Source organism: Enterovibrio norvegicus FF-33, assembly GCF_000286835.2.
GTDB classification, from domain to species: Bacteria; Pseudomonadota; Gammaproteobacteria; order Enterobacterales; family Vibrionaceae; genus Enterovibrio; species Enterovibrio norvegicus_A.
In genome coordinates this window covers 3096927-3121841 of the sequence record NZ_AJYD02000038.1, presented here as the reverse complement: position 1 = coordinate 3121841, position 24915 = coordinate 3096927, and the positions used below count along the sequence as shown (strand labels likewise).

The 24915-nt window shown below is 47.1% G+C and carries 26 protein-coding genes and 1 pseudogene; 12 read left to right on the top strand and 15 right to left on the bottom strand.

What is annotated here, in order from left to right:
- Together A1OO_RS21915 and A1OO_RS21910 are read left to right on the top strand one after the other, a co-directional pair.
- Entirely contained in the window at positions 1 to 1083 is a 1083-nt protein-coding gene (locus A1OO_RS21915; protein WP_016960057.1) for an AI-2E family transporter, read from the top strand.
- Positions 1084 to 1191: 108 nt separating this feature from the next.
- Complete coding sequence (locus A1OO_RS21910) at positions 1192 to 2676, top strand: FAD-dependent oxidoreductase (RefSeq protein ID WP_016960058.1); 1485 nt, start codon at positions 1192 to 1194, stop codon at positions 2674 to 2676.
- An 89-nt stretch (positions 2677 to 2765) separates the two neighbouring features.
- Here A1OO_RS21910 and bcp read toward each other — a convergent pair whose 3' ends face one another.
- Positions 2766 to 3236, bottom strand: coding sequence for a thioredoxin-dependent thiol peroxidase (gene bcp, locus A1OO_RS21905; RefSeq protein WP_016960059.1), 471 nt, complete (start codon positions 3234 to 3236; stop codon positions 2766 to 2768).
- 358 nt (positions 3237 to 3594) lie between these two features.
- On the opposite strand from bcp, the gene dapA reads away from it, so the two are divergent.
- Positions 3595 to 4473 (top strand): 4-hydroxy-tetrahydrodipicolinate synthase, encoded by an 879-nt coding sequence (dapA, locus tag A1OO_RS21900; RefSeq protein ID WP_016960060.1) that lies wholly within the window; start codon positions 3595 to 3597, stop codon positions 4471 to 4473.
- A gap of 18 nt (positions 4474 to 4491) precedes the next feature.
- Entirely contained in the window at positions 4492 to 5517 is a 1026-nt protein-coding gene (gene bamC / locus A1OO_RS21895) for an outer membrane protein assembly factor BamC (RefSeq protein WP_017004444.1), read from the top strand.
- Between the two features lie 79 nt (positions 5518 to 5596).
- Here bamC and A1OO_RS21890 read toward each other — a convergent pair whose 3' ends face one another.
- From A1OO_RS21890 to A1OO_RS21870, 5 genes are all read right to left on the bottom strand, one after another.
- A complete protein-coding gene (locus tag A1OO_RS21890) occupies positions 5597 to 6700 on the bottom strand; it encodes a phosphoribosylaminoimidazolesuccinocarboxamide synthase (RefSeq protein ID WP_016960062.1) in 1104 nt (367 codons plus the stop codon).
- Between the two features lie 212 nt (positions 6701 to 6912).
- Positions 6913 to 7125, bottom strand: coding sequence for a DUF2897 family protein (locus tag A1OO_RS21885; protein WP_017004443.1), 213 nt, complete (start codon positions 7123 to 7125; stop codon positions 6913 to 6915).
- 1 nt (position 7126) lies between these two features.
- Entirely contained in the window at positions 7127 to 7798 is a 672-nt protein-coding gene (locus tag A1OO_RS21880; protein WP_017004442.1) for a M15 family metallopeptidase, read from the bottom strand.
- Positions 7795 to 8931 carry a succinyl-diaminopimelate desuccinylase gene (dapE, locus tag A1OO_RS21875; protein WP_016960065.1) on the bottom strand — a complete coding sequence of 379 codons (1137 nt, stop codon included), beginning with the start codon at positions 8929 to 8931 and terminating at the stop codon, positions 7795 to 7797. Before dapE ends, A1OO_RS21880 begins: the two co-directional genes overlap by 4 nt.
- Positions 8932 to 8955: 24 nt before the next feature.
- Complete coding sequence (locus A1OO_RS21870; protein ID WP_016960066.1) at positions 8956 to 9306, bottom strand: ArsC family reductase; 351 nt, start codon at positions 9304 to 9306, stop codon at positions 8956 to 8958.
- 197 nt (positions 9307 to 9503) lie between these two features.
- Between A1OO_RS21870 and A1OO_RS21865 the strand changes: the two genes are divergently transcribed.
- Both A1OO_RS21865 and A1OO_RS21860 read left to right on the top strand, forming a co-directional pair.
- Positions 9504 to 9854: an ArsR/SmtB family transcription factor gene (locus A1OO_RS21865; RefSeq protein WP_017004441.1), complete on the top strand. Its 351-nt coding sequence runs from the start codon at positions 9504 to 9506 to the stop codon at positions 9852 to 9854.
- Between the two features lie 200 nt (positions 9855 to 10054).
- The gene (locus A1OO_RS21860; protein WP_016960068.1) at positions 10055 to 10336 is read left to right on the top strand and encodes a winged helix-turn-helix domain-containing protein; all 282 of its coding nucleotides are present in this window, start codon (positions 10055 to 10057) and stop codon (positions 10334 to 10336) included.
- Between the two features lie 38 nt (positions 10337 to 10374).
- On the opposite strand, the gene A1OO_RS21855 is transcribed toward A1OO_RS21860, so the two are convergent.
- Genes A1OO_RS21855 through A1OO_RS21845 form a run of 3 tightly spaced genes read right to left on the bottom strand, consistent with a single transcriptional unit; the run spans position 10375 to position 11534 of the window.
- On the bottom strand, positions 10375 to 10734 hold the full coding sequence (locus A1OO_RS21855) for an MmcQ/YjbR family DNA-binding protein (protein ID WP_017004440.1): 360 nt from the start codon (positions 10732 to 10734) through the stop codon (positions 10375 to 10377).
- On the bottom strand, positions 10735 to 11175 hold the full coding sequence (locus A1OO_RS21850) for a DUF1499 domain-containing protein (protein WP_017004439.1): 441 nt from the start codon (positions 11173 to 11175) through the stop codon (positions 10735 to 10737).
- A gap of 17 nt (positions 11176 to 11192) precedes the next feature.
- The gene (locus tag A1OO_RS21845; protein WP_016960071.1) at positions 11193 to 11534 is read right to left on the bottom strand and encodes a DUF2956 domain-containing protein; all 342 of its coding nucleotides are present in this window, start codon (positions 11532 to 11534) and stop codon (positions 11193 to 11195) included.
- A gap of 123 nt (positions 11535 to 11657) precedes the next feature.
- Between A1OO_RS21845 and A1OO_RS21840 the strand changes: the two are divergent.
- The 5 genes and pseudogenes from A1OO_RS21840 (at position 11658) to A1OO_RS21820 (ending at position 16803) form a co-directional block, all read left to right on the top strand.
- Positions 11658 to 11978 (top strand): annotated as a pseudogene (locus A1OO_RS21840) (heavy metal-binding domain-containing protein).
- A 171-nt stretch (positions 11979 to 12149) separates the two neighbouring features.
- Positions 12150 to 12629, top strand: coding sequence for a DUF2919 domain-containing protein (locus tag A1OO_RS21835; protein ID WP_017004436.1), 480 nt, complete (start codon positions 12150 to 12152; stop codon positions 12627 to 12629).
- Positions 12626 to 13021, top strand: coding sequence for a hypothetical protein (locus A1OO_RS21830; RefSeq protein ID WP_017004435.1), 396 nt, complete (start codon positions 12626 to 12628; stop codon positions 13019 to 13021). The genes A1OO_RS21835 and A1OO_RS21830 overlap by 4 nt, the downstream gene beginning before the upstream one ends.
- 123 nt (positions 13022 to 13144) lie before the next feature.
- The gene (locus A1OO_RS21825; protein WP_017004434.1) at positions 13145 to 14044 is read left to right on the top strand and encodes a Dyp-type peroxidase; all 900 of its coding nucleotides are present in this window, start codon (positions 13145 to 13147) and stop codon (positions 14042 to 14044) included.
- A gap of 311 nt (positions 14045 to 14355) precedes the next feature.
- Complete coding sequence (locus A1OO_RS21820) at positions 14356 to 16803, top strand: beta-mannosidase (protein WP_017004433.1); 2448 nt, start codon at positions 14356 to 14358, stop codon at positions 16801 to 16803.
- 75 nt (positions 16804 to 16878) lie between these two features.
- Here the strand turns inward: A1OO_RS21820 and crr are convergent, their stop codons facing one another.
- The 5 genes from crr to cysZ all read right to left on the bottom strand — a co-directional run bounded on the left by crr (position 16879) and on the right by cysZ (position 21722).
- Complete coding sequence (gene crr / locus A1OO_RS21815) at positions 16879 to 17388, bottom strand: PTS glucose transporter subunit IIA (RefSeq protein WP_016960077.1); 510 nt, start codon at positions 17386 to 17388, stop codon at positions 16879 to 16881.
- Between the two features lie 42 nt (positions 17389 to 17430).
- A complete protein-coding gene (gene ptsI, locus A1OO_RS21810; RefSeq protein ID WP_017004432.1) occupies positions 17431 to 19158 on the bottom strand; it encodes a phosphoenolpyruvate-protein phosphotransferase PtsI in 1728 nt (575 codons plus the stop codon).
- Positions 19159 to 19214: 56 nt separating this feature from the next.
- Positions 19215 to 19472, bottom strand: a complete 258-nt coding sequence (locus tag A1OO_RS21805) for an HPr family phosphocarrier protein (RefSeq protein WP_016960079.1) — start codon at positions 19470 to 19472, stop codon at positions 19215 to 19217.
- Positions 19473 to 19789: 317 nt separating this feature from the next.
- A complete protein-coding gene (gene cysK, locus A1OO_RS21800) occupies positions 19790 to 20758 on the bottom strand; it encodes a cysteine synthase A (protein ID WP_016960080.1) in 969 nt (322 codons plus the stop codon).
- A gap of 202 nt (positions 20759 to 20960) precedes the next feature.
- Positions 20961 to 21722 (bottom strand): sulfate transporter CysZ, encoded by a 762-nt coding sequence (gene cysZ, locus A1OO_RS21795; protein ID WP_017004431.1) that lies wholly within the window; start codon positions 21720 to 21722, stop codon positions 20961 to 20963.
- Between the two features lie 266 nt (positions 21723 to 21988).
- Between cysZ and zipA the strand changes: the two genes are divergently transcribed.
- Entirely contained in the window at positions 21989 to 22990 is a 1002-nt protein-coding gene (gene zipA, locus A1OO_RS21790; RefSeq protein ID WP_017004430.1) for a cell division protein ZipA, read from the top strand.
- 84 nt (positions 22991 to 23074) lie between these two features.
- Here the strand turns inward: zipA and A1OO_RS21785 are convergent, their stop codons facing one another.
- Positions 23075 to 24643, bottom strand: a complete 1569-nt coding sequence (locus A1OO_RS21785) for a lytic polysaccharide monooxygenase (RefSeq protein ID WP_017004429.1) — start codon at positions 24641 to 24643, stop codon at positions 23075 to 23077.
- Positions 24644 to 24915: the final 272 nt, after the last annotated feature.

The following is a 24915-nucleotide window of genomic DNA, read 5'->3' as shown; positions in this document are numbered from 1 at the left end:
ATGCTAGAAATGCTTAACCGCTGGTACCAAAGACGATTTTCTGACCCCCATGCGGTCAGCCTGATCGCTTTGCTTGTTGTGGGCTTTGTTGTCATTTACTTCTTTGGCAATTTGTTAGCGCCGCTGCTGGTGGCTATTGTATTGGCGTATTTATTGGAATGGCCTGTGTCAAAGATGGTGTCATTTGGCTTGCCTCGTGTTGCCTCTGTCATTCTGGTACTAACAATTTTTGTTGGCTTGATGCTATTGGCCTGTTTCGGTCTGGTGCCTACCATTTGGACGCAGGTGATCAATCTGATTGCCGATATTCCTACCATGTTCAACGATTTACAGAATTACATTTCCCACTTGCCGGAAGCCTACCCAGACGTTATCCAGCCACAGATGGTCAAAGCTTTCATTGATACGTTGCAAAGTCGCGTGCTTGGCTTAGGGGAAACGGCAGTGAAAGGCTCATTGGCATCACTAGTGAGTTTAGCAACGTTGGCGGTATATCTGATTCTGGTGCCATTATTGCTGTTTTTCTTGCTCAAAGACCGAGATCAAATGCTGGCGTCATTCAGCACGGTGCTGCCGCGAAATCGTCGCCTGACTAATCGTGTTGGGACAGAGATGAACGAGCAGATTTCCAATTATATTCGCGGCAAGGTGACAGAAATAATCATTGTTGGCATCGCCAGCTACATTACCTTTTCGCTATTAGATTTGCGTTACGCCGCGTTGCTGAGCGTGGCAACAGGATTGTCAGTGTTGATCCCCTATATCGGTGCTGCAGCGGTTACGCTACCGATTTTCATGGTGGCCTTGTTCCAATGGGGGATCAGCCCCGAACTCGGGTATTTGATGCTTGCCTACGGCATTATTCAAGCCCTTGATGGCAATGTGCTGGTGCCGGTTCTGTTTTCTGAAGCGGTAAACCTGCATCCTGTCGCCATTATTGTGGCTGTTTTGGTGTTCGGTGGTCTTTGGGGGTTCTGGGGGGTGTTTTTTGCGATTCCTCTGGCCACATTGGTTAAGGCTGTATGGAATGCATTGCCATCGAATGATCTTGAAGATGATGCAGTGGAAGAATCTTCCAACTAAAATGATCCGTAATGGTTAGAACAAGGTAATAAGTAGAGACCTTTAAGGGTCTCTTCTTGTTTACGCAGATAAACATTAATAACAATTAAAATGAGAGTTTCGATCTTGATGGGTAATGAGCGTTCAGGGTTGGCGACGACAAAAGCGCCGTTTAAAGTCGGTATTGTCGGAGGCGGCGTTGCAGGTGCGACTGCGGCATTAAAAATGGCAGGGTTGGGCATTGAAACGCTTTTGATTGAAGCGGGAAAGAGCTTGGTCAGTGGTCCGCCGATTTGCCATTTACATGCCGGCGGTAATCTCTATCGTGAGATTTCCGAAGCGCAGTGTATCGCCTTACTGGAGCAATCTATTGCGACAGTACGTGCGTATCCTCACTCTGTGAATCGTCGCCCTACCGTTATTGCTATCCCAACGACAGATGCAGGAGAGCCAGATGCCATTTTGAGCCGTCTTGCACTGCTTACTGAACATTACCGTACGCTTATTGAATGTGACCCAAACAACGCTGTTTTGGGGGAGCCTGACCAATATTTCACGCTCTACGAGAAAGAGGATCTGGTACGTTTGGCGCAGCGCCCACTGCCAGAAACCCCTCAAACGCCTGACGACTGGTTGATCCCTGTGGCGAAGTTTATGCCACATGACAAATTCAAGTTTCCTTTGGTCGTAGTGCAAGAATATGGACTCAGTGTGTTTCGTATGGCTGCGACTGCTGATCTTGGTTTAGCGCAATCGCCCAATTGCCAAGTACACCTCAACCAAAAAGTGACAGGTCTTGATAAGTCGCAAGACAGTTGGACGATTCGAACGCAGGATACTGATGGCAATGCACTGGCTCATCAGGTCGATTTTGTGATTAATGCTTGTGGCTTTCGTACTGGTGTATTGGACGACCTAGTATCGCTTCCGCGCCAGCGCTGGGTGGAATACAAAGCTGCCTATGTGGCGCATTGGCCATCGCAGCCGGGTATGTGGCCAGAGGTCATCGTACACGGCGAACGTGGCACACCGCAGGGTATGGCGCAACTGACACCCTACGCCCAAGGGTTTATTCAATTGCACGGCATGAGCCAAGACATCACGTTGTTTGAAGGTGGTTTGGTGTCGAGCACTGCTGAGTCAGCACAACCGAATTTGCCAGAACATATGGTGGTGAAAGCCGATGGTGGCTGGGAGTGGGGCGACATTCGTCAACGAACAGAACGCGCTATTTCCCATTTCAGTCAATGGTTGCCTGATTTTGAACATGCAGAAGTGGGTGGTAAACCACTTTGTGGCGCTCAGCAGATACCGGGTAACGACCCTAGTTTGCGCGCCGCAGATGCAACATTTGAGGGTGAGCGTTACGCGCGGGTCGAGCTAGTCAAAGCCTCGTCGGCGCTTCAGGCTGCAGACCGTATTATTGCTCATTGTGAAGCTAAGGGCTGGGTTTCATTGCCCGTCGGTTGGCAAACACCGTCTTTGATACTCACAGCCTCGCTGCAACAAGATGCGATTGTAGAGAAAGCTAAATTGATTGCGCGAAATCGCGAGTTTCCTGATGCACTAGCGCTTCCTTTTCCTGCTGAGCAATCAATTTTTCAGCGGTCATGAGAGAGTAAGCGACAAGCTATGATAGAAAAGAGAAAGCCGACAATCGTCGGCTTTCTCTTTTCTATCAGTTGGTAACACCGCGTTTGGTGTTATTCGCCTTTGAGATAACCAATGACGACGTCGTGGTGATCTTTGGTTTTGAATTTGTTGAACACGTGCTCAACGTTACCGTCTTCACCAATCAAGAAACTCAGGCGATGGATGCCATCATATTCACGACCCATGAATTTTTTCGGTCCCCAAACACCAAAGGTATCGGCCACCGCGTGGTCTTCATCACTCAGCAGCGTAAAGTTAAGCGCTTTCTTCTCTTCAAAGCCTTTCAGTTTTTTTACTGGATCAGGGCTAATACCTAAAACAACCGTGTTTAACGCCTCTAACTCACTTTTGCTGTCACGCAGTGAACAGGCCTGAGTGGTGCAACCTGGCGTCATCGCTTTTGGATAGAAATATACCAGCACCTTATTTTTGCCTTTGAACTGGCTTAGCGAAACGGTGTTTCCATTTTGGTCTTGCAGCGAAAAATCCGGTGCAGCTACACCCGCGGTTAACGTTTGCATGTGTCTTCCTTTTTCATTTTTATCATTCGTGGCTCATTGATCGACAATGCCAGTCAATGCCTGATCGTTACGATGCATTTTGGCATGGAAACGCGATGTTTTTTGACCCAATCTCTCATGGTGCAGCAATAGCATTGAGGCAAGAAATTCGTGTTTTCTGCTTCAACTGCACCGAAAATGCGACTATAAGAAAAAACGCATTTAGTCATTTAGAGAAAAGGTATACGTTTCAATGAACAATATCGTTCATTTTCACGGTGATCAACCGCGCAAACACAAGGAATAGGCCTACTCTATACGCTTGTTTTTGCCCTGCGCCAAAAGTACCATGGTCGAAAACGCATTTTTGGAGAAGGAAATGTTTTCAGGAAGTATCGTGGCACTTGCCACGCCGATGGATAGCTCTGGTGAGATTGATTACGCCAGTTTAAAAAATCTCGTTGATTTTCACGTTGATGCTGGAACTGACGCCATTGTTTCTGTGGGAACAACGGGTGAGTCTGCAACTGTCACCGTCGAAGAGCACATCAAGATTGTTCTGAAAACACTGGAGTTTGCAGATGGCCGTATTCCTGTCATTGCAGGGACAGGTGCAAATGCAACGCATGAAGCCATTACTTTTAGCAAAATGTTCGCAGGCTCAGGCATTGCGGGTTGCTTGAGCGTGGTGCCTTATTACAACAAACCTTCACAAGAAGGTTTGTATCAGCATTTTAAAGCCATCTCTGAGTCTAGCGAACTGCCACAGATTCTTTATAACGTGCCAGGTCGTACCGTCGCAGACATGCTGCCTGAAACCGTGGGTCGTCTTTCTGAGTTCAAGAACATCATTGGCATCAAAGATGCGACCGGTGATCTCGATCGTGTGCGTCAACACCGTGAACTTTGTCGTGAAGATTTTCTCTTATTAAGTGGTGATGACTTCACTGGCCTTGATTTCGTCGCAGCGGGCGGTCATGGCGTGATTTCTGTTACGAACAATATTGCTGCCGCGCAAATGGCGAAAATGATGAAGCTAGCGCTGGCAGGTGAAATGGATGAAGCCCGTTCAATCAATGAAAAGCTGATGCCGCTGCACAACGATCTTTTCGTAGAAGCGAACCCAATCCCTGTAAAATGGGCATTGCATGAAATGGGCTTGATTGCTGATGGTACGCTGCGTTTGCCTCTCACTGTTTTGAATGCTGACTTACAGCCTCGAGTGAAACAGGCATTGCTTGATGCAGGCATACTGTAACGCTTCTTTGGAGATTTAATGAAACCTGTTTTTAAACTCGGCTTGAGTGTAGTACTGGTCGCCTCATTGGCGGCTTGTTCAAGTGCCGATAAACGACGCCAAGCGTCGGATGATTTCGAGTATCTCGATACATCTGCATTGTCTCAGTGGGAAACATTGCCAGATCAGCAACCAGAGTTTTCTGGCGCTTATCGTATTCCAGAGCGTGAATTCGATGGCCCAATTGGGCGTGATATTGATATTCGACCACCTCAGCAAATTCTAGAGTTGATCCCTGGCGCACGTTACGAACAAGATGCTGAAGGTGTCACCGTTTGGATGCCGCGCGCTGAGCAAGCACAGCGCTTGTGGCAAACGATTGAAGAAATGGCTTCGTTAACCCAAATTCCGGTTCGCTCTGCATCTGCGGACAGCATCGAAACCGATTGGATTGTGTGGACCATTGAAGATGATGAGGAAGTGATCGAAAGTCGCTATATCCTCACGCCAATTGAAGAGCGTGCTCGTTACGGTTTCCGCATCGAAATGGTGGAATGGAAACGGAACGGCGAAGCGGAGAATCTGCGTTTGGCTTCCCGCGAGCGTTACAACGTTCAAATGACTAACTTGATCACTGCGCGTTATGACAACGACTTGCGTGAAGAAGCCCGTTTGAAAGCACAGGAGCTGGTGAAGAATATTCCGATCAGCTTAGGTAAAGACCGCAGTGGTCTGCCTGTTATCATCGCACGTGCTCCATACGATGTGTTCTGGGAGCGTTTGCCGAATATTCTCAATGAACTTGGCTTTACCATTGAAGATCGTAACCGATCTCAGGGTACCTTGAATGTGGCGCTTAAAGATCAGGATGATGAGTTCTGGCAAGATTTGGGTGTTCAACCGCTTCAGTTAGAGCGTAAGAATTACAGTATTCTGCTCGGTGATTTGGGCAACCGTACGTCAATTAATGTGACAGACAGTGCAGGTAAACCTGTGCCAGAAGAGCAACTGGCAAGCCTTAGCCCTGCACTGGTTGCAGCTGTTGAGCGTTTGAATCGTAACTAGTTTGCTTACTGATTACTGATATGAAAAGAGAGGACGCCTTGGCGTCCTCTCTTTTTTTGTTAGGTCACTCGGCGTAAGTTCAATCAACCAAACCGTAATCCGCTTTCAAGATAGCAACAATTTCTTGCTTAGGATTTTCACTTAAATGGATCGGATGACCGACGATTTTCTCAGCAATACCAATATAGGTGCGAGAAATATCCATCAAGGCTTCTTCAGGCAAGATGTTGTCGCGAGCCAATGCTTCACGCTCAGGCATACGGTTTTTATTCAACAGAATGTCTGGGTCAGGGAAGTACTTGAGCAAGAACTGTCGAAACCCTTCTTTTGAGTTTTCAACAATCTTGCCAGCGTTGTATTCTGCCGTGTCCCAGATGCGTGATGAATCAGGCGTGCCTACTTCGTCCATATAGATCAGCTTCTCCTGACCTGTAGCATCGGTGACGTAACCAAATTCAAACTTGGTATCGACAAACGTTTGCCCCACTTCTTCCAGCGCCTTGCTGATCACGCCAAAGCCTTCTTTCAGCAACGTCTCATAGCGGGCTATATCATCCACGGATGAGAAATTAAACGCGGCGATATTGTTTTCAATGTTTTTGCGGGTGATATTCACGTCATCGGCCTCTGGCACGCCCGGAATCCCTTTCAGAATTCCTTTGGTCGAAGGCGTGATCAAAAGCTCAGGCAGTTTCTTGTCTCTTGCCAAGCCTTCTGGCAATGCGATACCGCAAAATTCACGTTCGCCTTTTTCATACGCACGCCACATAGAGCCCGTGATGTACTGACGGCAAATGGCTTCCACTTTAATGGGTTTGGCTTTTTGCACGATCCAGACAAAAGGATGGGGAATATCGAGAATATGGCTGTCTGCTAAACCATTTTCTTTAAACAGCTTGAACCAATGATTGGAAATCGCATTGAGTGCTGCGCCTTTGCCTGGCACGCCTTTTAAACCACCTTCACCTTGCCAAATGCAATCGAATGCTGAGATACGATCGCTGATCACCATGATGGCGAGCGGCGCATCAGGGGCGACATCGTAGCCTTTCTCTTTGATAAGGCGCTGACTGTCTTCTTCAGTCAGCCAGTAAACAGAACGTACTTTTCCGCTGTGAACAGGCTGGTGGGTACGAATGGGAAGATCGTCGTTAACGGCGAGAACTTGATCCGCAAGGCTCATTGAGACATTCCTATCTAGGGTTATACGGCAAAACACAAAGTGATGAGAGAGCTCACATCACCCATTTGTTGGCATCATACCAGAACTCTTTTGTGCTGTTAGTGAAAAAGCAAACGCTTGCCTAAAAAATCCATGTGCGGAATGTACGTAGAGTGGGGATGAAAAAATGAAAGTAAAAAGGCGACCTTAGGTCGCCTCATTGAACGTGATCATCAGGATGAAGACTTGTTATCAGGATCATGGTTATCGTCGTCAGTTGGTGCGCTTTTCTTTTGTTGTTCTTTGCCAACCATGACGTCTTTTATCTTGTCTTTCTGTCGCATACCAAATTTGGATTTTGCGGTGTACTTTAACGCCATGATATTGCTGACCACCACCGCGACCACGATAAAAATGATGAAGTAGGGGTTAGTGAGAATGTCCATGTCAGGCCTCGCACACATTGGCAATGTACTTTGAATATATCCCTTTGAGTGACAAAAGGATAGCGTCACGCCCACCGATGTCAGACGTTGCGATAACGTCCCGTAAAACCTCTTCCGTTAACGAGTCGAGCAATCCAGAGGTGACGACCTGATGGCTGATATGCCATGGCTCAAAGGCAACGCCGCCTCTGTCTTCACGATAGGGAAAGAAAAAGCCAAAGCTGGCTAGGTTTGCTTCCAGCCATGCAAAAAAAGGAGCTTGATGACCGGATAGATACTCCCAAGGTTCAAGCTGAATGCTCACGCCTTCTGGTAACAAGTTTGCCGCATAGATATCCATGTCTGTGCCCCAATGATGACGGCTAGCACCGGGTAGCGCAGACCAGCGTAAAATGGCCTGCACTTTTTCATCATCGGTCAGCGTGCTTGGTTCAAGAGTATTACCGTTATCATCCAAGATCGGGCGATCACCTGAAAATTTGCTGTTCCAAATCAGTTTCTGACGATCAAAATCGCGAAAGCTGCTGGCAATGACAAGTTCAAAGCCGGCGGCTTTTGCGCTTTCTTGTAGGCGAACAAAATCATCCACAATGTCGCGGTGCAGCAAGCGATCATCCAGCTCTACCAGATGATCGCGTGTTTGGCCTGTCAGAGACGAAATGGTCCAACTCATTTGGCGAAAAGTTTCTCCAGCACTTTTTGGTACATATCGGTCAGCTTCTCAAGATCCGCCACTTTTACGCACTCGTTCACTTTGTGAATGGTGGCATTGACGGGGCCAAGTTCAATCACTTGTGTGCCCATTTGTGCAATAAATCGACCATCAGATGTGCCGCCAGTGGTCAAAAGCTGTGGTTTTTGATGGTTAACTTCATCAACCGCATCGACAACTGCAACAAGCAAAGAGCCCGTGTCTGTCAAAAAGGGATGACCGCTAAAGGTCCAAGCTAGATCGTAGTCTAAGCCGTGCGCATCCAACACGGAATGAACACGCGCTTTGATATCATCAGCGGTTAATTCTGTGCTGAACCTCAGGTTAAACTGCACCTTGAAGTCACCTGGGATCACATTGCTTGCGCCAGTACCTGATGACAGGTTTGGGATCTGAAAACTGGTGGGCGGAAAGTATTCATTGCCTTCGTCCCACTGAATAGCCGCAAGCTCTGTGAGTGCAGGTAGTGCCTGATGGATAGGGTTTCGTGCCAGCTGTGGGTAAGCAACGTGGCCCTGAATCCCTTTAATGGTGACATCGCCTGTAATAGAGCCACGACGGCCATTTTTTACCACATCACCAACGGCGTGTGTGCTTGATGGCTCACCCACTATGCACATGTCGATAATTTCATTGCGCGCCATTAATGTATCAACCACGCGGGTGGTGCCGTTGATAAACGGGCCTTCTTCATCTGACGTGATCAGAAAAGCAATCGAGCCAGTGTGATCAGGGTTATCAGCAATAAAACGCTCCACAGCAACGACCATGGCGGCCAGTGAGCCTTTCATGTCCGCTGCGCCGCGACCATGCAGATAGCCATCAATCAAAGTCGGTTCAAAAGGAGGCGTGTGCCATTGCTCTAAAGGACCCGCGGGTACGACATCTGTGTGGCCTGCAAACGCAAACAGCGGCGATGCGGTGCCACGGCGTGCCCATAGGTTGGTGGTGTCTTCAAACACGAGGCGTTCAATGGTGAAACCGAGTGCTTCAAGACGCTGAATCATCAGCTCCTGACAACCTTCATCGATGGGGGTAACGGAGGGGCGGCCGATTAAATCCTTGGCCAAAGACAATACAGCGCTGTCTGTCATGAGTAGAAGTGTCCTTACTTTCGATTATTCGCTAAAAATGGTGGTGTATTCGTCGGGCTTAAAGCCAAGGTAGTAATTGCCATTGTGCGCCAGAAGTGGGCGTTTGATCATCGCAGGATGCACCAACATCAGTGCAACGGCATTGGTCTCGTCGAGGTTGCTTTTCTGCTCTTCAGACAAGGCACGGAAAGTGGTGCCACGTTTGTTCAACATCGCTTCCCAACCTAGCACTTCGACAAACTGTTTCAGCATGTCTTGGTCGATGCCATCTTTACGGTAGTCGTGAAAGGTGAAAGCTTTATCTTCCGCCTCGAGCCACTTCAACGCTTTCTTGATGGTGTCACAATTTTTTATCCCGTAAACCATGGTGGTCATTGACGGCTTCCTCTTACTTGTCGTCTTTTGCCGTAGATTGACATTCCAACGTTTTGAAAGCAAGGCACTCTCAGTTATCGATTCAGAAACAATCCTTTCGTTAAAACAGCAATATCGAAAGTGCTACATTAGGTTTGACTAATATAGTTAACTTTAGTTAAATCTAATGTAGTGACGTTTTGAGTGAGAAAGAAAATATGGCGCAAGAATTTTTAGATGAAGCAACGGAAGCGGCAAAAGTGCTGCGTATTTTATCGCATCCTGAACGGCTGATGGTGCTTTGCCAATTGCGCGAAGGGGAGCGTAATGTTTCCCACTTATTGCAAAACAGTGCATTGAGCCAGTCAGCATTCTCTCAGCACCTAACCGTGTTACGCCAAGCGGGACTCGTGGCGACGCGTAAATCTTCTCAATCAGTTTTCTACCGCATTGATGACCCAAGAGTAGAGAACTTGATCAATGCCATTCAAGGCGCTTGGTGCGCAGAGCAGGGATCGGTCACTCAAGGTGGTATGAGCACTCAGGGAGTACAAACAATAGCGGTGTAATTTTGTGAGTCGATAACTATTGGTGTTTTGCCCCTTTGCGGGTGGCAGTTTCTGTTTTCTGTTGAGCGGAACGTAGGAGAACGGGTCGGAGTTCTCTAAGTGACGAGTGCGTCCCCGTGAATGCGCATTCATATTGATCAAGCGCAATACGTCAAATGCTATTCATTGAATAATGGGGAAAGTCATATTAGGAGGTCTCAATGGAACTGAATCCGGTTTTTGCAAGAAGACTGTATCTCGCTTTCTTGGTAGAAGAAATGGAACGCCCGAACGTTCCGCGTTTGATAGAAGCGACCGGTTGGCCGCGTCGTACCATTCAAGACGTGATTAAGTCGTTAGCTGGTTTAGGTATCGAGTTGGCATTTATTCAAGACGGACGTCGTCATAACGATGGCTACTATCGTCTGACTGATTGGGGTCCCTTCAAGCGCGAATGGGTAGAAAACCGTAAAAGAGATATTGTTGGCACCCTCGCAGGCTAAAAGAGAAACGCAGTGAACAGACTGCGTTTTTTATGTTTTTAACCGTGATGGCTGTCGTTTTGCCGTAACGCCTTTTGAACGTATTTTGGTAATTTATCAACCACCAAATGCCACGATCGGGTAATGATACTCTCTATCTCCGCATTGGGCAGAGTGCACTCAAGGCCAAACTCAATCCACCCGACTCTCGCTAAATGCGGTGCTGGACGACATCCCGGAATTTCGGCCATCATCAAAAATAAGTCGTCAGGGACTTTGCACGCCATTTTGTTGCCATCATAAAAGATGCATACCATTTTGGTTTGATGCACGCTGTAAACATCGACGCCGCCCCATTTCACGTCATGGCGGATTCCGACCAACGCCTCACAATGGCGACGCAGCGTGATCACGTTCATTTATTGGATGAATCCTTTTTCTTGCAACAAGGTACGAAGCGCTTCCACGCGTTTGCGGTTAACGCCAAAATCGGAATAACCCACACGAGATTCTGAGCGAACGATCAGGTTTTCACTGTCAATTCTTAATTCAACATCATCGACGAATCGCATGATACTGCTGACAAATTCAATACGCGCATAACCCGGTTCTTGGGTACCGACTCGTGCGCCAGGCAAAGTCAGAACTGCGTCGACCAGGCGTGGAATTGAGACCTCATCTGAGACCAGAACAAACGGCGCGACAGCATATTCTTCACGGGGATCGATACTTGATACGCAATTTGGCTTGTCGCCACATGGCGTTCTTGATTTGTCATTCACTGTTCCATCTCCTTGTGCGCAACCTTGCAGGACCAGCAACGCAGCGCCACTTAATAATGCGATAAGTGATTTGTTCATTGTTTACTCCCGATTTTCTATTGCACCATCAATAGGTAGGCAGCAAATCCCACCCAACTTAACACCAGTAACACCCATGGTAGACTATTACGGCCTGACGTAGACTCAGGCGTTGATGACTCTGTCACATCGAGGTCACCCTGGCTTGTATGATGTTCTTTGTGTCGCAGTTGTTTTTTCCTGTCTTTGTCGCGTTCACGGGCTTTTACTTTTTGCTGCTTCTTATAAAGCGCGATACCTTTCTCGATGCCTTGTGCAACCCGCTTAGTTTGTTCTTTTGTTTGATTCGATTTCTGGGTGGCTTTGGCGATTTGCATCGCTTCGTTTTGGGTTTCAGGCGAAGGTGTTGGGTTTGTCATGGTTTATCATTCTTTCGCGATCAGGGCGTTTGGTGCAATTATACCGTTGATAAGGAATTGTCACGAAACCTAAAAGCGGTAAATGTGTCAAAGTTCCAGTAATCCAAATAGAGAGAATAGAAAATGATCTTAACCACGACACCGACAGTACAAGGACGAGACATTACCCACTGTCATGGCGTTGTTGTTGGTGAGGCAATACTCGGCGCGAACATCTTCAAAGATATATTCGCCAGTATCCGCGACATCGTTGGTGGCCGTTCTGCCGCGTATGAGCGCGAGTTAGCAAAAGCGCGGGAAATTGCGTTTGAAGAATGACGGGAGCGAGTAGTGGAAGCTGGCGGGAATGCCGTTGTTGGTATCGATCTCGATTATGAAGTAGTAGGGCCAAACGGTGGCATGTTGATGGTAAGCGTGAGCGGAACAGCGGTAACATTGGGGTAGCGCATGGTGAGGATAAGTGTGAACTCACTAGAATCTCGTCGCGAAATTTACTGAGCTACTCCGCAATTATTCGTGCTTGGGCTTTGCGCCAGCATCGAATACTGAGACATTTCGGCTATGGGTTGTGAACAATGTTTTATTACTCTCAGCCCCTGACAATGATAGATATAGATGAATACGCACTTGTACCAATCACCTGATTATTTCGATAAGCACGGCAATGCAAAGCCAAACCTCCTTTTCTGGCTGAGCTGCGTCTTTTTAGCAAGAGCTTGGCTGGTGTTTGTGATTGCAGGTGTAAGCAGAGAGCAGGGACAAGATCTCCTTGCCTTGTTCTACCCAAGCCACGATGCCCTTTATATAGGCTTAGGTGTTGGATTTCCCGCAGTGGTGTTGATGCTGCTAGCTGGCAACCTTCACCGCTATCCGGCGTTTTTTGATCGGATATGGTTTTGGGGTAAAGCCTTTTTAATCACGGCGTTTTTTGCTGACTTGATACTGCAAATCAAGCACTTGATGATGTTGCATTGGCGTTTCCATTGGAGCAGTGCCGTGACCTTACTGATTGCGCTTTGGCTGGTTATTTACCTTTTTAAAAGTCGCCGCACTCAGTTTTTATTCAAAGCGCCAATCTTAAGAGAAGAAAAATGAACGAGTGGAAGAAAGGACTTGTCCTGTTTAGCGCCATGCTGAGTCCATTGGCGATGGCGGATTGGCAAGTTGATGTGAATTTTGAAATGGATCGCGCAGGCAAACAGCACCGCGCCCAAACCTCGGTATCACTCATTCCCGGTGAAGAAACCATTATATTTGATAACGACACCTCGGGCCGATCTCTTGTCGGCACCGCTCAATTGTTAGAGGTAACGGCAGATGAAGTGAAGATATCATTGGTCGTTCAAGAGCAATGTCCAGATGGCGAATGGCGAACCATTATGGCGCCGACCATATGTGCAGGGCTAAATACACCGGCATCGGTCAATTTAATTAACGAATTTTTGGACGAATCTGCATCACTTCAGGTGGAAATTACGTCGGTTTAATCATCTCTTGGATATCTTTACAGATCTGAGACAAAGTCTGAGTACAATGTTGGCAGTATGCTTAGACTTTTCTTTCTATCAGACATAACAAGCTGATCGATCTGTATTTATCTGGAGGTAACAATGGCGGTTTCACAGCCAGCAATCGTGGCCGATGCTGGGCCGTTTGCAATTTACACTGTGTTGAAAGTCACAGGCTCAACATCAGCGGTACTGAACAAATGTCGCGTAATCCACTCGCTGGTTGACGAGATTAACGCGAACCAACCCGGTGCTAACCTGAAAGCGGCACTGTCGTTTTCAGCGGCTTTTTGCCAAGAAAATGGCATTGTTACTCCTGAAGACTTCATTGATTTTCGCGCTCTAGGTCAGGGTGATACTCAAGCGCCTGCTACCGATTGCGATATCCTGCTGCACGCGCACTCTACCCGTCACGATTTGAATTTCTTCCTACTGCGTAAGTTTCTTTCTGACATCTCGTCTGACGTGAGCGTTGTGGACGAAACCTACGGCTATCGTTACCTCGATTCGCGCGACATGACTGGGTTCATAGATGGCACTGAAAACCCTGACGGTGATGACGCACGTCGTGATGTGGCGATTATTGCTGACGGCGACTGTGCTGGTGGCAGTGTGGTGATGATGCAACGTTATGTGCATGATTTGAATGCATGGGAGCCAATGTCTGTAGCTAAGCAAGAGAAAATCATTGGCCGCACCAAACCCGATTCGATTGAGCTGGAAGATGTGCCTGCAACATCACACGTTGGCCGTGTTGATATTAAAGAAGATGGCAAAGGGCTAAAAATGGTGCGACACAGCCTGCCTTATGGCTCAGTGTCGGGCGATCATGGTTTGCTCTTTTTGGCGTATTGCCATACTCAGCATGTCCACAAGACGATGCTAGAAAGCATGTTCGGTGAGCGCGATGGAAAAACAGACATGATGCTGCGTTTTACCACTGCAGTGACAGGGGCTTACTTCTATGCGCCTTCAATGGCTGAGATGGATAATATCATTTAGTTCAATGATTTAATCAGCACTTGTCACATGAGTGAATTGTAAAGCACCGCAAGTCGGTGCTTTTTAGTTTGTCAGAATGTGATGAGAGTAATGCTCTGTAATTACTAATTTTTGACCCAGATTTCGGTTTTGAAATTTGGCTTTCTTCTTCTATCCAAACTCGCTCGACGGCACGGTTTTTCTGTGTTTTTCTCTCCGACAGATGATACACATTGACGGAGTCGCTGAATGCGCGTGTTATCCAATAACGCTAGCAATACCAATCAAAAAGAACCCTACGCACTCTCTATTTTTGCAATAGGAGAGATGCCATGTCGCAAATAACACTCGATGGTGAATGGACGCTTTCATCGCTGTCAGACCTTTCCATTTCAGTGCCTATTAAGATGCCGGGCGATGTTCATAGCGCCTTATTAGGGGCAGGCGTGATCCCCGATCCTTATCTCGGTTGCAATGAGACCGACATACAATGGGTTGGCGAGCACGACTGGCTGCTTGAAAAGCAGTTTGAGGTCGAAAGTACACTGCTCGAATCAAAAGAAGTCGATTTGATCCTCAACATGGTCGATACCGTGGCAACCATCACCCTCAACGATGAAGTGGTGATGCTTTGTAGCAATATGTTCCGAAACTATCGCTGCAATGTACGCCCATTTTTGAATGCTGGTATCAACACACTTCGCATTACGCTAAAACGCGCCGACCTAGAAGCCAAAGCCAGAGCCGAGCGCTTGCCGTTTCCAGTACCATGGGCTGAAGGCAACAACCAAATCCCGCACATGAATACGCTGCGAAAAACGCAATGCCACAGCGGATGGGATTGGGGAATTTGCCTCATGGCAAGCGGGGTGTATGAGAGCATTCGCTTACAGCCCATCTCTAATGTGCGCTTAAACAGCGTGAGAACCTCACAGCAATGGCACAGTGACGGAAGCTGCGAAGTGATTGTTACGCTCGCCTCAGAGCGATTGACGCCTGATTCTGATGCTATCGCTGAGTGTGTGTTGGAAACACCGAAAGGTGAGCGGATCAGTCACGCGATCGCACTTGATAGCGACAAGCTTGAATGCCGCTTTATGATTTCTCAACCTGATCGCTGGTGGCCCGCAGGTTACGGTGAGCAGCCGCTGTATTCACTCACAGTAATCGTCGACGGACAGCGCGTTGAAAAGCGACTTGGTTTGAGGGAGTTACACCTCGATACGCAAGAAGATGATGCCGGCTCAGCGATGACATTTGTTGTTAATGGCAAACCTATTATGGCAAAGGGCGCAAACTGGATACCGCTTGATGCTATGCCCGGCAAACAAACACCGGAGCGCTACCGCCAATTACTGGAAGATGCGAAAGCCGCGAACATGAACATGATCCGTGTCTGGGGCGGTGGTATGTATGAACGTGGTGTGTTCTATCGCCTCTGTGATGAACTCGGTTTACTGGTATGGCAAGATTTGATGTTTGCTTGCGCGCTATATCCGTCAACGCCAGCGTTTCTAAAAGACGTTTCACAGGAAGTACAAGAGCAAGTCAGGCGTCTCAGCGATCACCCCTCGTTGGCATTATGGTGTGGTGACAATGAAGTTATCGGTGCGATTGGCTGGTATCCCGAATCTCGTGAGAATCGAGAAAAATACGTGGTGAATTATGATCGTTTAAACCGCGTATTGCAGGAAGTGGTAGAGCGAGAAGATCCAACGCGTCGTTTTTGGGCGAGCTCACCGTGTAATGGTGAACTCGACTTTGGCGACGCATGGCATGACGATAACAAAGGCGACATGCATTTTTGGGATGTTTGGCATTCCGGTAAGTCGTTTGATGCTTACCAAAAAGTGAAACCGCGTTTTTGCAGTGAGTTTGGTTACCAGTCATGGCCGTCATTACCTACGGTAAAGACCTTTGCGGCGGAAGAAGAGTGGAACGTCACCTCCCCAACCTTTGAACAACATCAAAAAAATGGGCGAGGAAACAGCATCATCACCGAGATGTTTACCCGCTATTTCCGATTCCCGAAAGACTTCGCGCAAATGCTGTATCTCAGTCAAGTTCAACAGGCACTGGCAATCAAAACTGCCAGTGAATATTGGCGTGCAAATAAACCTTTGTGCCGCGGCATATTGTACTGGCAACTCAACGATTGTTGGCCGGTGAGCTCATGGTCGAGTATTGAATACAATGGTCGATGGAAGCAACTTCACTACCATGCAAAACGCTTTTTTGCACCGCAGCTTGCAGTGTTTGTTGAAGAAGAGAATACGTTAAGTTTACGTTTCATCAATGATGAACACCGACGTGTAGCGGCTACAGGGCAAGTTACATGGTATGACTGGCATGGCGAAGTGATTGATACTTGGCCATTTGAGACCAAACTGTCAGAAGATGATAACCAGCTGGTTTGGCATTGTGATCTGGATATTATCAATGAGCGCAAGCATCAGGGTTTTTTCTACGTTGTGATGGATTGTGAGGGGAAAACCGCAACCAATGTTTGGTTTGATGATGCGTACAAACGTCTACCATTGCGCAAGTCAGATATCTGTACAGAAGTGAAAACGCATGCCGATGGGCGAATTGTCGTTACCTTGTCGAGCAGTGTACCAGCATTCTTTGTGCAGCCAGAGTTTAGCGGGGAAGGGCGGTTTAGCGATGCCAGTTTCACCTTAATGCCTTGTTCTCCGGTCACTGTCGAGTACATTGGCAATGCCACAGCTGATCAGCTAGAAGCGGGATTGACGGTTTATCAATTGGCGGGAACCTATTGATAGAAAAAGGCAGAATGTAACAGAAATAAAAAAGCGCAGCCCTTGGGCTGCGCTTTTTCGACACATCAAAGAGAATTACTTCTTAATGCGCAGTACTGGTGTTTGACCAACAACAACAGAACCAGAAAGCTTGTTCAGCTCTTTGATTTCGTCCATGTTAGAAATAACAACAGGTGTCAGAGTCGATTTCGCTTTTTCTTCTAGCATAGCCAGATCGAATTCGATGATCGTGTCACCCGCTTTAACTTCTTGGCCTTCTTCAGCGATACGCTTGAAGCCTTCACCTTTCAGCTCAACCGTGTCGATACCGAAGTGAACGAACATCTCGATGCCGTCTTCAGATTCGATAGAGAAAGCGTGGTTGGTTTCGAAAATCTTACCAATGGTACCGTTAACTGGTGCAACCATTTTGTCGCCAGTTGGTTTGATTGCGATACCGTCACCAACGATTTTCTCAGCGAAAACAACATCTGGCACATCTTCGATGTTTACGATTTCACCAGAAAGTGGTGCGATGATTTCAATGACACCAGCATCGCTGCTGTCGTCAGAAACCAGCTTCTTCAGTTTGTCAAACAGACCCATAGTGTATGCTCCTAAGCGTTATCAATACTTTGCTGCCGTATTCTAGCAGACAGTTTTCTCAGCAATGAATTTATCTACATGCGCAGTGATTTCATCTGCGGTAGGCATCGCCAGTGCTTCTTCTGCCATCGCTTTAACATCAGCAAAGTTAGCATTGCGGATAATTTTCTTGATGCGTGGAATGGAAATACCACTCATGCTGAATTCATCCAGACCCATACCCATCAGCAGCAGAGTTGCACGCTCGTCACCTGCAAGCTCACCACACATGCCAGTCCATTTGCCTTCTTTGTGAGAAGCGTCAATGACTTGCTTGATAACGGTCAGCACTGCTGGAGACAGTGGGTTGTATAGGTGCGAGATCATCTCATTACCACGGTCAACCGCAAGAGTATACTGGGTTAAGTCGTTTGTACCAATGCTAAAGAATTCGACTTCTTTTGCTAGGTGGTGAGCAATCGCGGCAGCCGCTGGCGTTTCAACCATTACACCGATTTCGATGTTCTCGTCAAACGCTAGGCCTTCAGCACGTAGTTCTGTTTTGTATTCCTCGATGGCTTTTTTCAGCTCACGGATTTCTTCTACGGAGATGATCATTGGGAACATCACACGAAGTTTACCGTGGGCAGAAGCACGCAAAATTGCACGCAGTTGATCGCGTAGAATGTCACGACGATCAAGACTGATGCGAATTGCACGCCAACCCAGGAATGGGTTCATTTCTTTTGGCAGATCCATGTATGGCAGATCTTTGTCACCACCAATATCCATAGTACGGATAATGATTGGGTGACCTTGCATTGCCAATGCAACGTCTTTGTACGCTTTGTACTGCTCTTCTTCAGTAGGCAGTGCGTCACGATCCATGAACAGGAATTCAGTACGGTATAGACCAACACCTTCACCGCCGTTACGGTTGATGCCGTCACAGTCTTTAACAGTACCGATGTTGCCGCAAACTTCTACCTGATGACCATCAAGAGTAATTGCTGGCAAATCTTTCAGTTTTGCCAGTTCTTCTTTCTCAGCAATAAATTCATCACGGATCGCTTTGAATTTGTTCAGCTCGTCTTCGCTAGGGTTGATGACAACCTTGTTGTTGATTGCATCAAGTACCAGCATATCGCCATTGTTCACACGCTTAGTGATGTCGTTGGTGCCAACGATCGCAGGCAGTTCCAAAGAACGCGCCATGATAGAGGTGTGTGAAGTACGGCCGCCGATGTCGGTAATGAAACCTAGAACGTAGTCGAGATTGATTTGCGCAGTTTCAGAAGGAGTTAGGTCGTTAGCAACCAGAATCACTTCTTCATTGATAGCGCTCAAAGACACGATGTTGATACCTAGTGCGTTCTTGATGAAACGTGAGCCAATGTCACGGACGTCAGTAGCACGTTCTTTTAGGTATTCGTCATCCAGAGATTCAAGCGTTGTTGCTTGTTCTTCGATAACGCTGTAAATCGCGTATTCAACAGATGCTTTGTTGTCTTTAATGAAAGCTATGATTTCTTCTTCTAGCTCTTCATCTTCAAGCAGCATGATGTGACCTTCAAAGATCGCTTCTTTCTCTTCACCGAAAGTTACGCGAGCTTTGTCTTTAATCACTTCGAGTTGCTGTTTGGTTTTTTCGCGCGCTTCGAATAGGCGCTCGACTTGCGCGTCTAGCTGGTTAGCTGGAAGCGGATTTTTGTTGATGACGATGTCATCTTCTTGAAGTAGCAGCGCTTTGCCAAAAGCAATACCAGGAGATGCCAGGATACCTGAAATCATAGCCTTACCCTACATTTGATCAATGGAAATAACTAATGGATAGAAAAAGAGCCGGATTATTCCAGCTCGTCCATCAGCTTAACTAGGTGATCAACTGCTTCTTGAGCTTGTGCACCTTCAGCTTTGATAGTAACCACAGTACCCTTGGTCAGACCCAGAGTTTGCAGTTTGAACAGGCTAGTCGCACTAGCTTCTTTACCACTAGATTCCACAGTGATTTTTGCTTCAAAGCTTTTTGCTTCTTTAACAAACTGAGCAGCAGGACGAGTGTGCAGACCGTTTTCAGCAGTGATTTCTACTTGCTTTTGATACATGTTTTACCCCGATACATTATTTATTTAGGTTTATGTATTAAATCTGTGGATAGCTTAAACTGAATGACCAGTTTTGGCTATCGATGGACGTTAAACTAACCAAGATTTGAGTGCCCTAGCTTAATCCAAGTCAATTTTTTGTGACATTTTCCTCCAAATCGACATATGGCTCATCATCGAGGCGGGGATTAATTTCGAGCTGGAAAATAAAGGGCGGGGAATTTTTACTAGAGCAGGCTGGAAAAATCAAATAAAAAAGCCCAAACAGGGCTTTTTTGTTGTCAATCATGCGATTGTATCTGAGCTGAGAAAGCCTGTTACTGTTGGTTTTCTAGGTCAGTAAAGATGCCTGCAAACAGTGCAGTACTTAGATAACGCTCACCAGAACTTGGCAGAATGGTAACGATGGTTTTGTCGGCAAATTCAGGCAATGCGGCAATTTTGTTAGCAGCCACAACAGCAGCACCTGATGAAATACCAGCCAGAATGCCTTCTTCTTCCATCAAGCGACGCGCCATTTCAATCGATTCTTCAGAAGTCACCAGTACGGTTTTGTCTACCAGCGACAAATCCAAGTTGCCTGGCACGAAACCCGCGCCGATACCTTGAATCTTGTGCGGGGCAGGTTGCACATCGTCACCGTTAACGGTTTGAGTAATGACGGGTGATTCTGCTGGCTCGACGGCAACGGTAGTAATCGCTTTGCCTTTGGTGTTTTTGATGTAACGGCTAACACCGGTCAGTGTTCCACCCGTACCTACACCTGCAACAAACACATCGATTTCGCCATCAGTATCTTCCCAGATTTCTGGACCTGTGGTTTTCTCGTGGATTTCTGGGTTTGCTGGGTTGTTGAACTGTTGTAGCAACAGATATTTACTTGGGTCTGATGCAACGATTTCTTCTGCTTTTGCAATTGCGCCCTTCATGCCTTTTGCAGCTTCGGTCAAAACAAGGTTTGCACCCAGTGCTTTAAGAAGCTTACGACGCTCAAGGCTCATTGACTCAGGCATGGTTAGGGTTAGCTTGTAACCGCGAGCTGCAGCAACGTATGCCAGCGCGATACCTGTGTTACCACTGGTTGGTTCAACCAATTCAACGCCAGGTTTTAGTTTGCCGGTTTTTTCTGCATCCCAAATCATGTTGGCACCGATACGGCATTTCACGCTGAAGCTAGGGTTACGCGCTTCAATTTTCACCAACACTTTTCCATTTGATACGCGGTTTAGGCGCACAAGAGGGGTGTTGCCAATGGTGGTTGTATTGTCTTCGTAAATCTTACCCATCTTCTTCGTTCCTTCGGTTTGTAAGGGAGTACGACTAAGAGAATAACTTTCTTTCGAAAATTGCAAAGGAATCGTTAGTTATATCTTATTGTTATCGATTTGGTTTCAGATGAAGTTCTCAAATTTAGCGTGAGCAATAGCGAAAGCTTCTGTTGCCGTCATGCATTCCGCTATCCGGCAACAGCGCTTGTAAAGCAAAGGGTTAGTAGCGGGCGAGATTATTGCGGTACTTATCCACCCACATGGCGGTTGCACCACACACTGCGGCGGGCATGACGAACAAATTCAGAATGGGCGTCATGGTAAACACCATCACTAATGCGCCAAAGCTCATTGTTGCGCCTTTTTGTTCGCGTAATGTGGCCTTCATGTTGTGGAAAGAAACACGGTGATTATCGAACGGGTAGTCACAATACTGTATGCCCATCATCCATGCGCTAAACAAAAACCACAGCACAGGACCCAATGTTTGACCGATGACAGGGATCCACATCAGCAAAAGCAAACCGAGTGCTTTTGGTAGGTAGTACCAAAGCTTCTGCCATTCGCGTTTAAATACGCGAGGAAGATCTTTAATAATGTCGGCAATACCGTCATCGGGTGGACGTTTTCCGGTGAGTTTTGCTTCTAAATGCTCCGCGAGTAACCCATTAAATGGCGCAGCAATCCAGTTGGCGACCGTGCTAAAAAAGTAGGAGCAGATGACAAGGATGGCGATGGCAAGTAGCGGCCATAGTACATAAGACAGCCAGTTCAACATGTCAGGTAGGAATGCCAGCCAGCCATTGATCCAGTCGCTCAGTTGTGACAATACAACGCCAATCAGTGCACCCATTAGTAGCAGATTTACTATCAACGGAATAACAACGAAGCGACGGATACCTGGCGTCAATGCCAGCGAAAAGCCGCGCAGAAAATAACTCGCGCCAGAAGCGGGTTGTTTAGCTAATTGGTTAGGTGTCATAGTCTCTCCTCGATTTTGCTCGCTCAATGTTAACGGTTTCACGATGAGATTGGCAATTTACGAATGAGATGAATTTTTGGGTGAGCTGAGTGTCAAAAGCTCGAAAGAACAGTGACTTTTTTAGTGTTCTCACGGTATGGACGTTAACTTTCATACGCTTTTTGGTACAGTAGTCAGCAAAATGTATGTGCGACATTGCCAAAGGTTGTACCAAGGTGTTAGATAGGTACGCCATTCGTCGTTAATTGGATAGATGCTGAGATTAAATGATGCAGGAATTGCGCCTTGTTTTAATCATTTTGGGAGCTGTAGCTATTGCAGCATTGTTGTTGCATGGACTATGGACCAGTAGAAAAGAAAAACCTGCTAAGTTCGGTGAGAAGCCTATTGGCAAGTTGACCGATCCTGCTGATGCTGGATTTGATCAGGATGGTATTGGTTCCGTTCGCGTTATTAAAGCTGCCAATGAAGAGAAACCAAAAGCTGATCGTAAAGAGCCTGGTTTGAGTTTTGGTGATAAACCTGATGTTGATCCTCTGTTCGCTACTCATTCTGATGTGGGCTCTAATGTTGAGAAAGAACACGAGATCGACTTGCCGACGTTTTCAGCGTCGGACACCGATGAGGCTGACTCTTCGACGGCAGAAATGACTGAACTTGTGAAAAAGTCGTCGCCCGTGGACTTTTATCAATCTGATGCAGATGATGAAGACGATGCCAATATCAACCATAGTGTTGAAGCGCCAAAGGTTGAGTCAAAAGCAGAAGAAAGACCGCCGTCTGATGACGTGATTGAAGCCGTGGATGAAGAGTCTGCTGCTGCGCCAATTGATGAATCGCCAAAAGCGCCCCAACAGCAGGTGCTAATACTTAATGTTCAGGCGGGTACTAACCAAGAGTTTAATGGTGAAGAACTGATCAATTGCCTTGAGCAACATGGGATGATTTTTGGTGAGATGGAGATTTACCATCGCCATGCGGATCTCGCAGGAACGGGCCAAGTGCTGTTCAGTGCTGCCAATATGTTTAACCCGGGTAGTTTCCCGTTGGCAACGATTCACCAGTTTACGACGCCAGGTATTACGTTGTTTATGACGCTACCGTGTTATGGCGAAGCGGAGCAAAACTTCAAGCTGATGCTGCAAACGGCTCAACAAGTGGCTGATCAGCTTGGGGGGCTAGTGACCGATGATAAGCGCTCGATGATGACGCCTCAGCGTTTAGACAGTTACCGCGAGAAAATCAAGCAGTTTCATGCCCACGCTTAAACCTGACACCTAGGTGTAAACATAAAAACGCCCCAACACATCTGGGGCGTTTTGCTATCTACAGTTTGATTTGTCTGACTTAGATTAGTTTACTTCTGCCCAAGGGCCGCCATTGGATGGTAAGTCCCCTTTCGTCCACCACTTGGCTTTAAAGCTTTTTCCTTTAAATGTGACGATATCGCCGCCCGAATAAGCGAGGCTTTTACTCCAGTTTTGGCTTGCACCGCTTTCTGCTATCCAGGCTGATGATGCGCCTGGCTCTTCGCCTTTGTTCCACCATTGTGCTGTGTAGGTGATACCTAGGTGTAAGACACTGTCTCCTGCCACATAGACCTTGGCTAACTCCCAATCACTATCCCCGATAGGGCCTGAGCCTTTTACGTTTATGGTGATAACAGCTTGTGAGGTGGTTGTTCCATCTGAAGCGATCACTGTGATTTGCTCTATGATATCAGTGGTGGTTTTTGGCGCTAGATAAGAAATGGTGGCTGTATTTCCATTACTTGCGAGCGTACCAGTGCTAGTTGTGAATGAGATCGCGTCATTTTCAGCATCAGTGGCGGATACCGAAACGCTGACTCGCTGTTCGCTATCAACATTGACTGCGCTTGGCGCATTGAGGGTCGGCGCGGTATTGGTGGCTGGTTTCTTCACTTCTAATTGGAAGCTAGCATCTTTGCTTTTCACAAAGACCAAATTGCCATAAAGATCGGCGTTGTCCCACGTGACTGTGCCGTCTTGGTTTTGTTTACCAATTTGCGCAGAGGCTGATGCCGTGTTAACAGCTTCGGCAATTTGCGCTGCCCATACTGACTCAGCCGCGTTGCTTGTATCAATCGAAAGTTTTTCAAATACCGTTTCTGAGCCATTTCCGTTAAACACTCGGAACCAAACGGTATCTCCTGCTAAGGCGTCGTCCGTGGATTTAATGAAGCTGCCAATGCTGGACCACGTCGGTGCAATGACGTCACCGCCAAAGCTGATGTCGCTGCAGTTGTAGAAACCTTCACCTGCTGCATCATCGCGTTGCCAACGTGAATAAAGAACGGCGTTACCGGCGCGGTCGGTCGGAAGCGTGACTTGCATTTGGTAGTACTTTGTATCGTTTATAACAACGACGGGAACATTGTCGAACTCTGCAATGAGTTCTAAATCTGTCCATGCTAGTGCATCTGCGGCTGGACTATAGCCAGGGTTTGACAGGTAGATTTTCCAAAAACTCGGATTGTGTGGTGTGGAAGCGCGGTAGAGTAGGGTGAGTTTACCGTTAGCTGCTGGATCAATGGGGGTGGTTTGCCATTCCGCTGAGGGAATGTCGATACCGGCTTTTTTAGCGTCAGCTGCTGCACACAATGTACCATCAGGAATAGCGGCTTCGACTGCGCCTTGGCTGTTGAAATTGGATACGAGCTTGGCAAATTCAGGCTTTTGAACAAACGGATACCAGCCAGATTCCTGAAACGCAGTGCGACACGCGGCATTGGGAATCGTGGAGCCGCTTGTTGAATCCCAATAGCCACCATCACGGGCACACACTTCTTGACGTGCCGGTGGGTAATCCATGTATCCATGCGCAGATACTATCTGTGGAACCATCACTGATGACACCGCGGATGCAACGGCGACATAGGGTAAAAGTCGAGTTCGTGACATCTTATTTCCTCTTGTTGTTGGTTGTTTTTAGTATTTTTATGTTTGTGCACTAGAGGTTTTGTCATTTTTTTGGCGCTGTTCCATTGGTGTATTGCACAAATGGATGGTCACTCGAAAAAGAAAATGCAGATTTTCAAAGGCGTGAAAAAATGTGAAGCGACAAGGAAGCCAAATCACTAAATGTGGAAGGCGGATAAATCAGAGGAATACGCGAAGGTGCTTGAGTAGAAGAGAGATTTTTAACAAAGAAAGGGAAACATGGCTTCCCTTTC

Excerpts from the sequence above, each read along its gene's own strand:
- A1OO_RS21830 (WP_017004435.1), top strand. The coding sequence starts at position 12,626 with ATGAACGAGTGGAAGAAAGGACTTGTCCTGTTTAGCGCCATGCTGAGT.
- A1OO_RS21890 (WP_016960062.1), bottom strand. The coding sequence starts at position 6,700 with ATGAGCCTTGCGGATCAAGTTCTCGCCGTTAACGACGATCTTCCCATT.
- cysZ (WP_017004431.1), bottom strand. The coding sequence starts at position 21,722 with ATGACACCTAACCAATTAGCTAAACAACCCGCTTCTGGCGCGAGTTAT.
- A1OO_RS21910 (WP_016960058.1), top strand. The coding sequence starts at position 1,192 with ATGGGTAATGAGCGTTCAGGGTTGGCGACGACAAAAGCGCCGTTTAAA.
- A1OO_RS21820 (WP_017004433.1), top strand. The coding sequence starts at position 14,356 with ATGTCGCAAATAACACTCGATGGTGAATGGACGCTTTCATCGCTGTCA.
- A1OO_RS21835 (WP_017004436.1), top strand. The coding sequence starts at position 12,150 with ATGAATACGCACTTGTACCAATCACCTGATTATTTCGATAAGCACGGC.
- bcp (WP_016960059.1), bottom strand. The coding sequence starts at position 3,236 with ATGCAAACGTTAACCGCGGGTGTAGCTGCACCGGATTTTTCGCTGCAA.
- crr (WP_016960077.1), bottom strand. The coding sequence starts at position 17,388 with ATGGGTCTGTTTGACAAACTGAAGAAGCTGGTTTCTGACGACAGCAGC.
- dapE (WP_016960065.1), bottom strand. The coding sequence starts at position 8,931 with ATGACAGACAGCGCTGTATTGTCTTTGGCCAAGGATTTAATCGGCCGC.
- A1OO_RS21845 (WP_016960071.1), bottom strand. The coding sequence starts at position 11,534 with ATGACAAACCCAACACCTTCGCCTGAAACCCAAAACGAAGCGATGCAA.
- dapA (WP_016960060.1), top strand. The coding sequence starts at position 3,595 with ATGTTTTCAGGAAGTATCGTGGCACTTGCCACGCCGATGGATAGCTCT.
- A1OO_RS21825 (WP_017004434.1), top strand. The coding sequence starts at position 13,145 with ATGGCGGTTTCACAGCCAGCAATCGTGGCCGATGCTGGGCCGTTTGCA.
- ptsI (WP_017004432.1), bottom strand. The coding sequence starts at position 19,158 with ATGATTTCAGGTATCCTGGCATCTCCTGGTATTGCTTTTGGCAAAGCG.
- zipA (WP_017004430.1), top strand. The coding sequence starts at position 21,989 with ATGATGCAGGAATTGCGCCTTGTTTTAATCATTTTGGGAGCTGTAGCT.
- A1OO_RS21860 (WP_016960068.1), top strand. The coding sequence starts at position 10,055 with ATGGAACTGAATCCGGTTTTTGCAAGAAGACTGTATCTCGCTTTCTTG.
- bamC (WP_017004444.1), top strand. The coding sequence starts at position 4,492 with ATGAAACCTGTTTTTAAACTCGGCTTGAGTGTAGTACTGGTCGCCTCA.
- A1OO_RS21850 (WP_017004439.1), bottom strand. The coding sequence starts at position 11,175 with ATGAACAAATCACTTATCGCATTATTAAGTGGCGCTGCGTTGCTGGTC.
- A1OO_RS21880 (WP_017004442.1), bottom strand. The coding sequence starts at position 7,798 with ATGAGTTGGACCATTTCGTCTCTGACAGGCCAAACACGCGATCATCTG.
- A1OO_RS21885 (WP_017004443.1), bottom strand. The coding sequence starts at position 7,125 with ATGGACATTCTCACTAACCCCTACTTCATCATTTTTATCGTGGTCGCG.
- A1OO_RS21805 (WP_016960079.1), bottom strand. The coding sequence starts at position 19,472 with ATGTATCAAAAGCAAGTAGAAATCACTGCTGAAAACGGTCTGCACACT.
- A1OO_RS21870 (WP_016960066.1), bottom strand. The coding sequence starts at position 9,306 with ATGACCACCATGGTTTACGGGATAAAAAATTGTGACACCATCAAGAAA.
- cysK (WP_016960080.1), bottom strand. The coding sequence starts at position 20,758 with ATGGGTAAGATTTACGAAGACAATACAACCACCATTGGCAACACCCCT.
- A1OO_RS21915 (WP_016960057.1), top strand. The coding sequence starts at position 1 with ATGCTAGAAATGCTTAACCGCTGGTACCAAAGACGATTTTCTGACCCC.
- A1OO_RS21855 (WP_017004440.1), bottom strand. The coding sequence starts at position 10,734 with ATGAACGTGATCACGCTGCGTCGCCATTGTGAGGCGTTGGTCGGAATC.
- A1OO_RS21865 (WP_017004441.1), top strand. The coding sequence starts at position 9,504 with ATGGCGCAAGAATTTTTAGATGAAGCAACGGAAGCGGCAAAAGTGCTG.
- A1OO_RS21785 (WP_017004429.1), bottom strand. The coding sequence starts at position 24,643 with ATGTCACGAACTCGACTTTTACCCTATGTCGCCGTTGCATCCGCGGTG.